Source organism: Rhodococcus sp. NPDC003348 (assembly GCF_053589375.1).
In genome coordinates this window covers 40,360-54,112 of sequence record NZ_JBSFRT010000027.1, presented here as the reverse complement: position 1 = coordinate 54,112, position 13,753 = coordinate 40,360, and the positions used below count along the sequence as shown (strand labels likewise).

Annotated in this window: 14 protein-coding genes; 10 read left to right on the top strand and 4 right to left on the bottom strand. The window is 69.6% G+C overall.

Features of this window, described 5'->3' with window-relative positions:
- Positions 1–42 precede the first annotated feature (42 nt).
- Entirely contained in the window at positions 43–1,446 is a 1,404-nt protein-coding gene (locus tag ACWDU4_RS18150; RefSeq protein WP_450115305.1) for an outer membrane protein assembly factor BamB family protein, read from the top strand.
- Positions 1,447–1,458: 12 nt separating this feature from the next.
- Here the strand turns inward: ACWDU4_RS18150 and ACWDU4_RS18145 are convergent, their stop codons facing one another.
- Positions 1,459–2,466 carry a hypothetical protein gene (locus ACWDU4_RS18145; RefSeq protein ID WP_450115304.1) on the bottom strand — a complete coding sequence of 336 codons (1,008 nt, stop codon included), beginning with the start codon at positions 2,464–2,466 and terminating at the stop codon, positions 1,459–1,461.
- Positions 2,467–2,595: 129 nt separating this feature from the next.
- On the opposite strand from ACWDU4_RS18145, the gene ACWDU4_RS18140 reads away from it, so the two are divergent.
- The 8 genes from ACWDU4_RS18140 (at position 2,596) to ACWDU4_RS18105 (ending at position 10,099) form a co-directional block, all read left to right on the top strand.
- Positions 2,596–3,294, top strand: coding sequence for a TetR/AcrR family transcriptional regulator (locus ACWDU4_RS18140; protein WP_450115303.1), 699 nt, complete (start codon positions 2,596–2,598; stop codon positions 3,292–3,294).
- Positions 3,260–3,718 (top strand): cytochrome C5, encoded by a 459-nt coding sequence (locus tag ACWDU4_RS18135; protein WP_450115302.1) that lies wholly within the window; start codon positions 3,260–3,262, stop codon positions 3,716–3,718. The genes ACWDU4_RS18140 and ACWDU4_RS18135 overlap by 35 nt, the downstream gene beginning before the upstream one ends.
- A 170-nt stretch (positions 3,719–3,888) precedes the next feature.
- Positions 3,889–4,836: an STM4015 family protein gene (locus ACWDU4_RS18130; protein ID WP_450115301.1), complete on the top strand. Its 948-nt coding sequence runs from the start codon at positions 3,889–3,891 to the stop codon at positions 4,834–4,836.
- Complete coding sequence (locus ACWDU4_RS18125; protein ID WP_450115300.1) at positions 4,833–5,927, top strand: STM4014 family protein; 1,095 nt, start codon at positions 4,833–4,835, stop codon at positions 5,925–5,927. The genes ACWDU4_RS18130 and ACWDU4_RS18125 overlap by 4 nt, the downstream gene beginning before the upstream one ends.
- Positions 5,911–6,780, top strand: coding sequence for an STM4013/SEN3800 family hydrolase (locus ACWDU4_RS18120; protein ID WP_450115299.1), 870 nt, complete (start codon positions 5,911–5,913; stop codon positions 6,778–6,780). The genes ACWDU4_RS18125 and ACWDU4_RS18120 overlap by 17 nt, the downstream gene beginning before the upstream one ends.
- Entirely contained in the window at positions 6,777–8,141 is a 1,365-nt protein-coding gene (locus ACWDU4_RS18115; protein ID WP_450115298.1) for an STM4012 family radical SAM protein, read from the top strand. The genes ACWDU4_RS18120 and ACWDU4_RS18115 overlap by 4 nt, the downstream gene beginning before the upstream one ends.
- A gap of 2 nt (positions 8,142–8,143) precedes the next feature.
- Complete coding sequence (locus ACWDU4_RS18110) at positions 8,144–9,040, top strand: STM4011 family radical SAM protein (protein ID WP_450115297.1); 897 nt, start codon at positions 8,144–8,146, stop codon at positions 9,038–9,040.
- Between the two features lie 105 nt (positions 9,041–9,145).
- The gene (locus ACWDU4_RS18105; protein ID WP_450115296.1) at positions 9,146–10,099 is read left to right on the top strand and encodes a DUF808 domain-containing protein; all 954 of its coding nucleotides are present in this window, start codon (positions 9,146–9,148) and stop codon (positions 10,097–10,099) included.
- Positions 10,100–10,120: 21 nt separating this feature from the next.
- On the opposite strand, the gene ACWDU4_RS18100 is transcribed toward ACWDU4_RS18105, so the two are convergent.
- The 3 genes from ACWDU4_RS18100 to ACWDU4_RS18090 all read right to left on the bottom strand — a co-directional run bounded on the left by ACWDU4_RS18100 (position 10,121) and on the right by ACWDU4_RS18090 (position 12,503).
- Positions 10,121–10,645: a hypothetical protein gene (locus ACWDU4_RS18100; RefSeq protein WP_450115295.1), complete on the bottom strand. Its 525-nt coding sequence runs from the start codon at positions 10,643–10,645 to the stop codon at positions 10,121–10,123.
- 168 nt (positions 10,646–10,813) lie between these two features.
- On the bottom strand, positions 10,814–11,521 hold the full coding sequence (locus tag ACWDU4_RS18095; RefSeq protein ID WP_450115294.1) for a hypothetical protein: 708 nt from the start codon (positions 11,519–11,521) through the stop codon (positions 10,814–10,816).
- A gap of 403 nt (positions 11,522–11,924) precedes the next feature.
- Positions 11,925–12,503 (bottom strand): TetR/AcrR family transcriptional regulator, encoded by a 579-nt coding sequence (locus tag ACWDU4_RS18090; RefSeq protein ID WP_450115293.1) that lies wholly within the window; start codon positions 12,501–12,503, stop codon positions 11,925–11,927.
- Between the two features lie 101 nt (positions 12,504–12,604).
- On the opposite strand from ACWDU4_RS18090, the gene ACWDU4_RS18085 reads away from it, so the two are divergent.
- Positions 12,605–13,744: an acyl-CoA dehydrogenase family protein gene (locus ACWDU4_RS18085; protein WP_450115292.1), complete on the top strand. Its 1,140-nt coding sequence runs from the start codon at positions 12,605–12,607 to the stop codon at positions 13,742–13,744.
- Positions 13,745–13,753: the final 9 nt, after the last annotated feature.

Sequence of the window (13,753 nt, the reverse complement as noted above, 5' to 3'; positions counted from 1 at the left end):
TCCGCGGACGGCGGGCACCCCGTCGTCGGCTACCGTCGGTCGATGAGCTCAGCAGTGAGGGAACACTGGAAACTCGTCACGCTCGGTCTCACGCTCGTCGTTGCCGTCGGGGCGATCGTCACCGGCCTGCTCTCGGACCGCTCCCCGGTCGAGAACGCGCCGCGCGCCGATATCGAGCACGACGTGATCGACACTCCCCTCGGTGACCCACCGCAACACGCGTGGACACTCGACGTCGGACGGCTCACCGACAACCCCGGAGACGTCCTGCTGCAGATGCCGTACCAGCTCGATTCCCACTACGGTTACGGCGGACTCCTCGACGCCGGCGGCATTCTGATCGCTGCGACCGCCTACCCGCTTCCCGAGGTCGCGGGGCAGTCCGGCCGCCCGGTCGGTGCGATCACCCTCGTGGGAGTCCGCCCCGCCGATGGATCACCCGCGTGGAAGACGCGAGTGGGCGATGTCAGCCAGTGCACCCAGAAGGTCGAGGCGCCGGTCATCGCCTGTTGGGAGCGGCGCCGGATCGCATTCGTGGACACCACCTCAGGAACCCTGCTTGCCGAGCTCGGGACCGACTTCGATCTGAACGGCGCCCAAGTGGTGGGCGACACCGTCTACGTTTCGGGGTCCGTGACCGACGGTGCATCCGCCAAGCCGGTACTGACCAGCGGTACCGTCACCAACCTCACTGCGAACTTCCGGCGCACCTTCGACGATCTCGGTGAGAACGCATCGGTGTACGCGGTACCGGCCACCGGCGCGATCATCACGCAGGAACGGGGCCCGGGAGATCCTCAGTACGTCTACACGGTCTTCGACCTTGCGTCCGGGGCCGAGCGGTTCACGTTCGCCGGCGATTCACTCCAGCCGGTCGGGGACGGCCTGTATCTCGCCGCCCGTGGCGCACGGTCCGGGTCGGTCGGCACGCAGGACCTCCTCGCAGCCGACGGCTCGCTCGTCCGCGCGGTCCCGATCCCCGCGTACTCCCCGCAGATGTACCCGAGCAAGCCGTCGGTGACACCGCCGATGTTCCTCGGTGACGGCGCATACGATCCCGCGACCGGCGACGAACTCTGGCGCAGTTCGGCTCTGGTGAAGGAGGAATCCGCGGGGAGGGACACCGCGCTGGCCGCGGTCGTCGGCGGTACCGCGGTGGTCACCTCCCCGGTGTCGAAGACGATCACGGGCCTCGACCTGGCGTCCGGGGATCAGTTGTGGCAAACGCCGTGGGAGGACGCCTACTGGATCCGCGGCGGGGCGACGGACGGCGAGTACTTCGTGTTCGGCGACTACACGGGCACTCACTCGATCCGCGCGAGCGACGGGACGATCATGTGGTCGCTTCCGCTACCGGACGGCGTCGACCCCCGGCAGGTTCACGTCTCGGGTGCCGCCGGCAGCCTGATGGTGTCGTGGCTGGACCACATCGCCATCTGGAGATAGCCGCGGACGGCGTCACTGCCGGTAGTGCTCGGCCACGGCCGCGAACGCCGCCTTGGGCTCCCACGCCATGTCGGGGTAGGTCCGGCCGCGCCGGCCATCGAGGACCTTGACGATGCCGAAGCTGGCGAGGTCCAGGTCGTCACGCGGGTCACCGTCGGGGCGGTGCGGGTAGTTGTGGAGCGCGAAGAGGAACACGAACGCGCTGTCGACCCCCTCGGAGTCGAAGATCTCCAGCAGATCGCACAGGTAGGCGGCCTGGCCGTCCTCGTCTCGGGTGTACTCCCCGTTCAACCGGATCGGCCCACCGTCCTCGTCGAGCAGGGCGATCTCCATGCTGCGCGGCGCGACGTCGCCGGCACCGAGCCACGTTGCCGTACCGAAACCGGTGACGGCCACCGGCTTTCCCTGCGCAACCAGCGTGCGTACCCCCTCCCGGAACCGGTCGGCCACCTCGGCTGACCGGATCAACTCGATCGTCAGGTAGTCGAATGGCGTCCAGTCGACCCGTTCGAACGGTATGCAGGCGTACGTGACCCTGCCCCGGAAGCGCTCGCGCACCACCGGCAGGGCTTCACCGAAGAAGTCGTTGAGCCTGGTACTCACGTCGGCGAACCGTTCGAGTCGAGCGTCGGGGTCGCCCAGCAGGACCTCGAGCCGCTCCGACGTGCTCTCGCCCGGGACGAATCCACGGTTCATGATCGTCAGCTCGACACCTGCGACGAACACGACCTCGGCGCCCTCGCGGCGGATGAGTTCCGCCCGCTCGGCGCAGTCGGCGAACAGCGCCACGATCTCGTCGGGGGTCAGTTCCAGTGGGTAGGGCGAGAACCAGACCTCCAGCCCCAACTCGGCGGCACACCGGGCGGCGAACTCGAGCCTGCCGGGATCACCGCCGGTGATCTGGACCGCGGTGCAGTGCAGGTCGTCGCGGATGATGGCGAGTTCGCGCCGAACGACCTCGGGATCGAACTCCTCACGTGACGGGCTGCCCCTGCGGACGAAGCCGGTGTCGTACGTCATGCCCTTGCCTCGCATCTGCGCGACCCCCTTGGTCGATTCGTCGATTCGTCGATTCGGGGGACACTAAGGCAAAAACCTGCGTGCACGCAATATTGCGCTCGCGCATATTTTGTTTGGCATGATGGCCTCGTGACGACGAAACGACCCGGGTTGCGCGAGCGGAAGAAGCAAGCCACCCATCGCGCCCTGCGCGAATCGGCGCTGAAACTGGCCCTCGAAAACGGGCCGGACAACGTGCATGTCGAGGACATCGCCGCGGCCGCCGGCGTCTCGCCCAGGACCTACAACAACTACTTCCCCAGTCGCGAGCACGCGATCGTCGCCGCAGTCACCGCCGAACGAGAAGCACGGGTCGCGAAAACAGTTGCGGCACAGCCTCCACATGTCCGACTCTCCGAAGCCGTCACCCACGCCGTCGTCGAGCAGTACAGCGATCCAGGCGACCCGCGTCGCGACGCACTTCTACTGATCACCACCCGACCGGCCCTGCGCGAAGTGTTCCTCGGCACCACCGGCGCCATCGAACAACCACTCACCGACGCCATCACCGCCCGACTCGACGGCGTCGACGCTCGCACCGCCCGGGTACTCGCCGCCGGCGTGGCGGCCGCCGTGCGCATCGCACTCGAGGAGTGGCTGCAACCCACCGCCACCGGCCTGGTCCAGGTGTCGGGCGGGCTACCCGACCGGCTCCGCGCCGCGCTCGCGCCCCTGGCGCCCGCTCTCGATGCTGTCGGACACAGTCACTACGGTGCAGACGACGGTGAATCCGCAACGGAGAGGCCTGGCTCGGATGGATCCAATCGACCTGATCAGAAACGAGATTGACAAGCGCGGGCTGCTGACGGCGCCGTTTGCCGACGACGGGATCGTCGTCGGCACCGCACGGATGCCCGCCGCCGGAAGCGACGTCACCGTGAACGTCGATCCCGAACTCGACGACAGGTCGGGCTTCGACACCGGTGTGCTCCTCGCCGGGGTCGAACGAGTCCTCACGATCACGCCCGCGCGATGGGCGGAGCTTGTCGACGCGGTCGCCGGCGAGATCGAGGACGCCGTCGGCGATCGGGGCGTGATCGAGGCAACCGACCTGCGCGATGACCTGGCCCTGAAGTCCGTGGCCGTTTTCCACGACGCGGTCCTGCTCTCCTTCGTCGCGCCGAAGCAGTTCCCGGACAGCTGGATCCGGACCCAGCTCGACGAGGATCTCGTCGTCGACGACGTTGTCGAGGAGGAGAAGGATGACGACTAGCAGCTCGTTGTCGACTTGCGCGACTACGGGTTTCAGAGGCTGTGCGCGTTGATTGACACCCCAGATGTGAGTTTCGGCCCCCTGCCGGGTTACCCCGACGGGGGTTCATCTCGATCCTCCGAAGTCGGGCATAATGCCCGTCGAACCCACCCGAGACCAGGAGCGCCCCGGTGATCAGCGAGCTGCAGAACGAGTTCCACGGCCTTCCGGTCGTCGAGTTCCCCATCGACACCGCCCCGACCATCCCCACCGCGGGCCCGGTCGCCTGGCGGATCTCCGTTCCCACCTATGAGGCGCCCCTCGAGTGGCCGGAGGCGTTCGCGAAGTTCCGGGCCGCGGTCGATCCGTCCAGCGTGCAGGCCATCGTCGTCGGCGGCTGGTCCGACCCCTACGACAGCAGTTCGGCCGACGTCGTCGCTGCTCTCGTCGCCGCGGCCGCCGAACTCCCCTCGCTGCGGGCCCTGTTCATCGGCGACATGACCGGCGAGGACTGCGAGATCTCGTGGATCGTGCAGTCGGACGTCACCGCCCTCCTGACCGCGTTTCCCCGGCTGGAGCGCCTGGGCGTGCGCGGCGGCACGCAACTGGCGCTGAGCCCGGTCCGGCACGAGAACCTGCGCAACCTGACGGTCGAGTCGGGCGGCCTGCCCGCCGACGTGGTCCGGGCGGTGGCGGCCTCGGACCTGCCGTCCTTGACCGACCTGGAATTGTGGCTGGGGACAGAGGAGTACGGGGCCGACGCCACCGCCGAGGACCTCGCCCCGATCCTCGCCGGTGAGAAGCTCCCGAGGTTGACCCGTCTCGCGCTCTCCAACAGTGACGAGCAGGACGCGATTGCGGCGGCGGTGGCCACCGCGCCGATCGTCCCGCGGCTGCGCACCCTGGATCTGTCCAAGGGTGTGCTGCTGGACGCGGGTGCCGAGGCGCTGCTCGGCGGACAGTCGCTCACCCACCTCGAATCGCTCGACCTGCATCACAACTACCTGAGCGACGGCATGCGGGACCGCCTGCGGGCGGCACTCGAGCCGTCGGGCGTGCGGCTGGATCTCGACGCCGGGAACGCCGACGAGGACGAGTACGACGGAACGATCTACCGGTCGGTCGCGGTCGGCGAATGAGCGGTCCACGCCTGGCGGTCGTGGGCAACCCGGACAACCGTCGCGTCACGATGCTGCTGGACGCCGCGGCCCGCGGCGGCATGCCGACCCCGCGGGTGGTGCCCTGGCGTGAGGTGCTCGGCGAGGGCGGGGCTCGGTTCGACCCCGACGAGTTGGTGCGACTCGACTCGCCCGGCGAGGATCCGGACGTGGACGCACTGCTCCGCGGACCCGGCGACCCGACTCGCATCGCCGACGGCCCCCGGTGGTACGCGTCGCTGCTCGCCGCGGTCGGAACCCTGCGTGGCGGGCGACCGCTGACCGATCCGGATGATCTGGCCGTGCTGTTCGACAAGCGGCGGTGCCACGCCGTCCTCGCGGACGGCGATGTCCCGGTGCCGATTTCCCCCACCTCGGGCGGCGCCGCGCCGTCCCCGCGGAACTGGCCGGAGGTGCGGGAGTCGGCCGCGGCCGCCGGGCTGCGGCGATTCTTCGTCAAACCCGCGCACGGATCGTCCGCGGCCGGGGTGGTCGCGGTGGAGACCGCATCCGGTGGCCGGGTGCAGGCCCGCAGCAGCGTGGAGATCGCCGCGGACGGGGTCTACAACTCCCTGCGCGTGCGCCGACTCAGTGGAGAGGCCGAGGTCGGCGCCCTCGTGGACGCTCTGGCCGGGGAAAACCTGCACATCGAGGCGTGGCTGCCGAAACCGTCGCTGCGGGGCCGCGCCGCGGACCTGCGAATAGTGGTCGTGGCCGGGCGCGCCACACACGCGGTGCTCCGCACCAGCGCGCACCCGATGACCAATCTGCACCTGGGCGGGCAGCGCGGCGACCTGGATTCCGCGAGAGCGGGTTTCGACTCGTCGGGGTTCGGCTGGGAACAGGCACTCGGCGTCGCGGAACGCGCCGCCGCCCGGTTCCCGCGCACCCTGTGTGTGGGGGTGGACCTACTGCCCTCCGCGGACTGGCGCGGGGCGGCGGTGGGTGAGGTCAACGCCTTCGGTGACCTGCTCCCGGGCCTGAGCGGGCTCCCGGGTCGCGCCGACGGCCTCGACACGTACGGGGCGCAACTGGCCGCGATCGAAGGATGGGCCGATGATGCCGCAGCCTGACACGGTGATCGCCGCACACCCGGAATCGACTGCGCCGCAGCCCGACATGAACGCCGTCGTCGGCTCGGACGACATCCTGCTGATCACGCTGGACACCCTGCGCTACGACGTGGCCTGCGAGCTCGCGGCCGCGGGGCGGATCCCGAACCTGGCACGGCATCTGCCCGGCGGCCGGTGGGAGCAGCGCCATGCCCCCGGCAGCTTCACCTACGCCTCGCACCAGGCGATGTTCGCGGGATTCCTCCCCACTCCGGTGGGACAGGGGCCGCACCCGCGCCTGTTCGCGGCGGAATTCGGCGGGAGCGAGTCCACTGCCGCCGGGACCTTCGTGTTCGCCGAATCGAACCTGGTCGAAGGTCTCGCGGCGGCCGGCTACCACACCGTCTGCATCGGCGGTGTCGGCTTCTTCAACCGCCGGGGTGCGCTGGGTTCGGTGCTGCCCGACCTGTTCGACGAGGCGCACTGGTCTCCCGAACTCGGGGTGACGTCACCCACGTCGTTCGAGGCGCAGGTGGATCTGGCCGCGCGAGTCGTGGACCGGCTTCCCGCCGACCGTCGACTGTTCCTGTTCGTCAACGTATCCGCTCTGCACCAACCGAATTGGTTCTTCAGCGAGGGAGCCACGCCGGAGCACGGGGACACCCGGGCAACGCACGCGGCCGCGCTGGAGTACGTGGATCGGCACATCGGACGGCTGTTCGCCGCCGTGTCGAGCCGGCGCCGCTGCTTCGCGATCGTGTGCTCCGACCACGGCACCACGTACGGCGAGGACGGATACACGGGGCATCGCCTGGGACACCCCGTGGTGTGGACGGTGCCCTACGCCCACTTCTTCCTCGAGGGACCGAGATGACCGCCGTCGACCTGCCCCTTCCGGTGTCGCCGGACACCGTCACCGCGGATTACCTTCCGCCGTACCAGAACTACGTGTACGCGTACCCGCACAAGACGGCGTACCGGCCGCTGCACCCGCGCCCGGCCCTGACCGAACTGTGGGCGAACGAACCTCAGGACGCGCTGTCGCTGTACCTGCACGTGCCGTTCTGCGAGGTGCGCTGCGGCTTCTGCAACCTCTTCACCCGAGTCGGCGCACCGGACGAGCTGACCACCCGATACCTCGACGCTCTGGAGCGACAGGCCGAGGCGGTGCGCGAGGCACTGGCACCGCAGGCGCAGTTCGCGACCGCGGCGTTCGGCGGCGGAACCCCCACCTACCTGACCGCGGGGGAGCTGGACCGGCTGTGCGACATCGCCGAAGGCATGGGCGCCGACCTGCGGGCGATCCCGCTGTCGGTGGAGGCGTCGCCGTCGACGGCCACCACCGACCGGCTCGCGGTGCTCGCCGAGCGCTGTGTCACCCGGCTCAGCCTCGGCGTGCAGAGCTTCGACGACACCGAGGCTCGGGCGGCGGTCCGCCCGCAACGCCGCGCAGACGTCGACGCTGCCCTGCAGCGGGTCCGGGACGCCGCGATCGCGGTCCTGAACATCGATCTGATCTACGGGATCGACGGCCAGACACCAGAATCCTGGGCCGCCTCCCTCGATGCCGCGCTGGCCTGGCGTCCGGAGGAGTTGTACCTGTACCCGCTCTACGTGCGACCGCTGACCGGACTGGCGCGCCGCGGCGGCGGCCCGGACCCTGACTGGGACGCCCACCGGCTGGACCTCTACCGCCGTGGCCGTGACCACCTGCTCTCGGCGGGCTACGTCCAGGAGTCGATGCGCATGTTCCGGCGCGCCGACGCACCGGATCTCGGTCCGAACGACTACGCCTGCCAGACCGACGGCATGATCGGACTCGGCTGTGGCGCAAGGTCATATACGAGAGCGCTGCACTACTCGTTCGACTACGCGGTCGGTGCGCACGAGGTGAGGGCCATCATCGACGACTACGTGTCGGGCACCGTCGACAACTTCCGCCGCGCCGTGGTGGGCCACACGATGACCGAGGACGAGTCCCGACGACGGCACCTGCTGCAGTCGGTACTGCAGGTGTCGGGAATGCCGTTGGCGGACTACCGCTCCCGATTCGGGTCCGATCCGCACGAGCATTTCGGCGCCGAGCTGCACCGATGGCTCGACCGTGCATGGCTCGACGCCGACGGGGACCGGCTCCAGCTGACCCCACTGGGCCTGGCGTACTCCGACGCCCTCGGGCCGGAGTTGTTCTCCCCGCAGGTGCGGGCCGCGATGGCCGAGTACGAGGGCCGCTGACGGTGCTGACCCTCCTGTACCGGGGTCCCCTGGCCTCGTGCGACTACGACTGTCCGTACTGCCCGTTCGCCAAACGTCGGGACACCCCCGAGCAGTTGCGAGCCGACCGCGCCGCACTGGAGCGCTTCTGCGCGTGGGTGGCAGGCCAGGACCGGGAGCTGTCGATCCTGTTCACCCCGTGGGGCGAGGGCCTGGTCCGGTCCTGGTACCGGCGGGCGTTGGTGGAACTGTCCCGGCTGCCGCACGTTCGCCGGGTGGCGATCCAGACCAACCTCAGCTGCCGCACCGGCTGGCTCGCCGATGCCGACCGCGACGCGGTCGCGCTGTGGTGCACGTATCACCCCGGGCAGACCCCGCACGACCGGTTCCTCGCGAAGACCACCGAGCTCACCGCGCTCGGCGTGCGGTTCAGTGTCGGTGTCGTGGGACTGCCGGAACATCTGGCGGCCGCCCGTCGGCTGCGCGCCGACCTACCCGATTCGGTCTACCTGTGGGTCAACGCCGCCGAAGGACACGAATACACCGACGCCGACGCGGCCGACTGGGCCGGGATCGACCCGCTCTTCGAGTTCAGCCGGCATCCGCACCGGACGCGCGGGCGTGCGTGCCGTACCGGGGACTCGGTGGTGTCCGTCGACGGCGGCGGCACCGTCCGGCGCTGCCATTTCGTCCCCGAGGAGATCGGCAACCTCTACGACGGCACCTTCGAGCAGGCGTTGCGGCCGCGGCCCTGTCCACTGGACGTGTGCGACTGCCACATCGGGTACGTGCACGCCGAGCAGCTTCCGCTGTACGACGTCTTCGCGGGCGGCGTGCTGGAACGGATCCCGGCGGAGCCGGTCTGGTTGTCGGCGGAGCCGGTGTGGTTGCCGCTCCCCGACGCGCCCGCACCTCGCTGACTGGTCGGCCGGGCAGCGGTGTCCACAGGTTCGGTACCGTTCGGTGTCGGCCCGCGACCGTGTGTCGTTTCGACCGGCTCTGCACATCCGAACTGGGAGGTTCCCGTGGCTGGTGGTCTCGTCGCCCTGTTGGACGACGTCGCAGCGATCGCGAAAGCGGCCGCGGCGTCGCTCGACGACATCGGAGCGGCGGCCGGCAAGGCCAGCGTCAAGGCAGCGGGCGTGGTCGTCGACGACACCGCCGTCACGCCCCGCTACGTGCACGGCTTCTCCCCCCAACGCGAACTGCCCATCATCCGCAAGATCGCGATCGGGTCGATCCGCAACAAGCTGCTGATCATCCTGCCGGTGGCGATGCTCCTGAGCCAGTTCCTTCCCCAGGCCCTGCCGTACCTGCTGATCGCCGGCGGCACGTTCCTGTGCTACGAGGGCGCCGAGAAGGTCTACGAGGCACTCACCGGCGGTCATCACGAGGACGAGGGCACGGCCGAGGCGCAGGGCGGGCCCGAGCACGAGAAGACGATGGTCAGCGGCGCGATCCGCACCGACCTGATCCTGTCCGCCGAGATCATGGTGATCTCCCTGTCGTCGGTCGAGGACGAACCGTTCCTCACCCGCCTGTTGGTGCTCATCGTCGTCGCGATCCTCATCACCATCCTGGTGTACGGCGTGGTCGCCCTGATCGTGAAGATGGACGACGTCGGCCTCGCGCTCGCTCAGCGCAAGTCGACGTTCAGTCAGCGGATCGGTCGCGGCCTCGTCGCCGCGATGCCGAAGGTGATGGCGACGCTCACCGTCGTCGGTATCGCCGCGATGCTGTGGGTCGGCGGCCACATCCTCATCGTCAACGTCGGCGAGGCCGGATTCCACTGGCCGGCCGATCGCCTCCACGACCTCGAGCACTGGTTCGGCGATCTCGTGCACGGCGGCTTCGGCGGCGTGCTGTCCTGGACCGCGGGGACCGTGGCGTCCGCCCTCGTCGGACTCGTCGTCGGCGCGATCGTCGTGCTGGTCATGCACCTGATTCCGAAGCGGAAGAAGAAGGACGCGGCGCACTGACCGGTCTGTGGAGACCTGAACCTAGGGGACCTGGAAGACGGCGGCCCCCGGGCTGACGGGGACGTGGTCCCCGGTCCGGTAGGAGGACGCGGTCGCGACGACCACGCCGCCGCCGGTGGACACCGTCGCCGGGGTGTACCGACACCAGTCGTCTGGCGCGATCGGGCCGCGGTAGTCGAGCGGGACGCGTCGGACCTCGGCGGTGCCGGTGGCCCCGGTCGTCAGGTTCCGCCAGTTCACGGTCACGCCGATGCAGTCGTACGAGTCGATCACGTACGTCGTCGGGCGCGCCAGCCGAAAGGTCACCTCACCCGGCGGACCTGTCGTCGCCGACGGGGTCAGGGACACCAGCGGCGGAACGTAGCACCTGAACCCGACGCCGCAGCCGGAGAGGAACGTGACCGGGATCTGAAAGGCCGTCGTCGATGCCGGTGGGCCCGGAGGTGGGTTCGCCGACGCGGCGGCCAGGCCGACGGACGGACCCAGGACGGACCCGAACGCAACGGCTCCGGCGACGAGCAGACGAGGAATAGCTGTCCGGTGCATGGCTGCCCTCCCACCGTGGGATCCGCCCCGACCCTGCCGTATGCCAGCGTAGCCGCCGAGCACCGGCCGATCGGCCGAATGCCAGGCGCCATCTCGGCGCCGGCCGCAACCGCTCACAACGGCGAATGCAACGGGCGGGCAGGACCCCACGTCGGATGTGTCGGTGGTTCAGGCCCGATCGTGCACGGGCGAGGGAATCCTGGTGGCGCGGTACGAGTCGCCGCTCCGCGTGGGGCGCCACAGGCGCCAGTGTTTCGCGGACAGCCGGAACGGGAGATGGTCCTGCAGATGGCGAGCACCTGGCGAGAGCCGTTCGTCGGCGGGCAGGTTGAGCCACAGGGAGAGCGAGGAACCCGCGGTGCCGAGGGTTGCGCGGATGCCCGAGCCGCCCAGCAGCCGTCCGTACCCGTCCACGGCGAAACCCCCGAATGCGTCGGGGGTGATGTCGGGATACGGGGCGCTGGCGTCCGGGTCGACGAGGCGCACGGGCGTGCGGTAGGTCAGCGCGGCCAGGGAACGCCCGTGGGTCGTTACCGCGTCGGGTCCGACGACGACGAGCGCATCGAGGGCGTGGTTCACGGATTCGGGTGAAACGTTCCACTTCGAGTGGGTTCGGGCGCGGTAGCGGGGTCCGCCGAAACGCTCGGTGGCGACCGCCACCAGCTGTTCGGTCACCGTGGGCGCTCCGCCCGCAGCGATCTCGAACGCCCACGATGGCGACACCGGTTCGGCGCAGGCGTCGACGAAACCCTGCAGACGCCGGAATGCCTCGTGAGGATGCTTGGCGCGAAGCGAGTGCGCACCGCCCGCGGACCCGGGCAGTCCGTCATAGGTCACCACCTGAGGGAGGGTTGCGTCCCGTGTCGTCCGCGCCACCTGCACATCGTAGATATCCGGTGACGCGCGCCCATGCCCCGATGGAGGTTCCGCGCCAACACCCGCCGGTATTACGAACGGATGCACCGCTTCCCGGGTGGACTGATCGTGCTCGGCGACGGTCTGTGCAGCTTCAACCCGATCTACGGCCAGGGAATGCCGACCAGCACCCGCGACGCGATGACGTTGTGGGAATGCCTCGACCGTGGCGTCCGCAGGGGCGAGAGCCTCGACGCGATCGCCCACCGCTTCCGGCAGAGTTCTGGCGGCTGTCCTCGCCGAATCGGCACGGGTCGGTCGCCTTCGCCCGGGAGGTCGGGACGCCATCGCACCGGCGGTCGGCGTGGGCTCGCCGAAGATATGACGGCGTCCGGCCCCGGCGACTCGCGCAGCTCCCGGTCGGTCAGGCGCTGACACCGGCGGTGAGGATGGAGGCGAGTTCGCGGTAGGCGCTCGCGTCGTCGAGTCCGGTGTCGGCGCGGACGCCACCCTGCTGGATCCGCACCATCATCGTCGCGGCGAGGTCCGCGGCGAATGCGGCGTGCACCCGCCGGAAATCGCCGGTCGCGACGCCGTCGCTGATCAGCTCGTGCACACGGCGGGCCGCGATGCGGGTGTTGCGTTCGTACACCTCGCGGGCGGGGGTGAGCGCGTCCAGATCGGCCATGTACTGGTCCGACGCGTCCGCGAGGGCCTCGCCGACCGCGGTCAGGTACGCGGCGATGCGGTCGCGCGGGCCGGTAGTCGCGGAGACACTCGCCTCGACACGCTCGGTCGCACGCTTGAAGAAGTGCACCGTCGCGGCGGTGACCAGCTGTTCCTTGCTCCCGGCCAGGGTGTAGAGGGTGGACTTCGAGCACTTGAGCCGGGCCGCGATCGCGTCGAGCGTCAGATGCGCGAAGCCCTCGGCGAGAAACAGCTCGACCAGGGCGTCGAACAGTTCTGTGCGTCGGGCGGTCGCGAAGGACGAACGGGTCTCCATACGGTGGATAGTACTGCCGGACCGCTTGCAGTACTCTCGAGTGAACAGTACTGTGCTCCGTAATTCAGTACTACCTTCCGTGTGATCTGCGAGGAGAAGCCGTGGCCGTCGACCGCCTGCTGCCCACCGACGAGGCGCGGGATCTGATCCAGCTCACCCGCGACGTCGCCGACAAGGTCCTGACACCGATCGTCGACGAGCACGAGAAGACCGAGACCTACCCCGAGGGCGTGTTTGCGACGCTCGGCGAGGCGGGACTGCTGAGCCTGCCGTACCCGGAGGAGTGGGGCGGCGGGGGCCAGCCCTACGAGGTGTACCTGCAGGTGCTCGAGGAGATCGCCGCCCGCTGGGCCTCGGTCGCGGTGGCGGTCAGCGTCCACAGCCTGGCCTGCCATCCATTGATGGCGTTCGGCACCGACGAGCAGAAGCAGCAGTGGCTTCCGGAGATGCTCGGCGGCAACACGATCGGCGCCTACAGCCTCTCCGAGCCGCAGGCCGGATCCGACGCCGCGGCCCTCGCGTGCAAGGCCACCGCGACCGACGGCGGATACCGGGTCAACGGCGCCAAGGCGTGGATCACCCACGGTGGGATCGCCGACTTCTACAACCTGTTCGCCCGCACCGGTGAGGGTTCGAAGGGCATCTCGTGTTTCCTGGTCCCGAAGGGCACCGAGGGGCTGAGCTTCGGCAAGCCCGAGGAGAAGATGGGCCTGCACGCGGTGCCCACCACCTCCGCCCACTACGACGACGCCTTCGTGCCCACCGAGCGGCGCATCGGCGCCGAGGGCCAGGGTCTGCAGATCGCGTTCAGCGCGCTCGATTCCGGTCGCCTCGGCATCGCCGCCGTCGCGGTCGGGCTCGCCCAGGCCGCCCTCGACGAGGCGGTCGCCTACGCCCGGGAGCGGGCGACGTTCGGCCGCAAGATCATCGACCATCAGGGCCTCGGATTCCTGCTCGCCGACATGGCCGCCGCCGTCGACTCGGCCCGGGCCACGTACCTCGACGCTGCCCGCAGGCGCGACGCCGGACTGCCCTACTCCCGCAACGCCTCGGTCGCCAAACTCGTCGCCACCGACGCCGCGATGAAGGTGACCACCGACGCCGTCCAGGTGCTCGGCGGCTACGGCTACACCCGCGACTTCCGCGTCGAGCGGTACATGCGCGAAGCGAAGATCACCCAGATCTTCGAGGGCACCAACCAGATTCAGCGCCTCGTGATCAGCCGCCACCTCGCCGGCTGACCTCTCCCC

Bases quoted from the DNA above. Each gene is read 5' to 3' on its own strand.
- ACWDU4_RS18150 (WP_450115305.1), top strand. From the start codon at position 43: ATGAGCTCAGCAGTGAGGGAACACTGGAAACTCGTCACGCTCGGTCTC.
- ACWDU4_RS18145 (WP_450115304.1), bottom strand. From the start codon at position 2,466: ATGACGTACGACACCGGCTTCGTCCGCAGGGGCAGCCCGTCACGTGAG.
- ACWDU4_RS18135 (WP_450115302.1), top strand. From the start codon at position 3,260: ATGGATCCAATCGACCTGATCAGAAACGAGATTGACAAGCGCGGGCTG.
- ACWDU4_RS18125 (WP_450115300.1), top strand. From the start codon at position 4,833: ATGAGCGGTCCACGCCTGGCGGTCGTGGGCAACCCGGACAACCGTCGC.
- ACWDU4_RS18120 (WP_450115299.1), top strand. From the start codon at position 5,911: ATGATGCCGCAGCCTGACACGGTGATCGCCGCACACCCGGAATCGACT.
- ACWDU4_RS18115 (WP_450115298.1), top strand. From the start codon at position 6,777: ATGACCGCCGTCGACCTGCCCCTTCCGGTGTCGCCGGACACCGTCACC.
- ACWDU4_RS18100 (WP_450115295.1), bottom strand. From the start codon at position 10,645: ATGCACCGGACAGCTATTCCTCGTCTGCTCGTCGCCGGAGCCGTTGCG.
- ACWDU4_RS18090 (WP_450115293.1), bottom strand. From the start codon at position 12,503: ATGGAGACCCGTTCGTCCTTCGCGACCGCCCGACGCACAGAACTGTTC.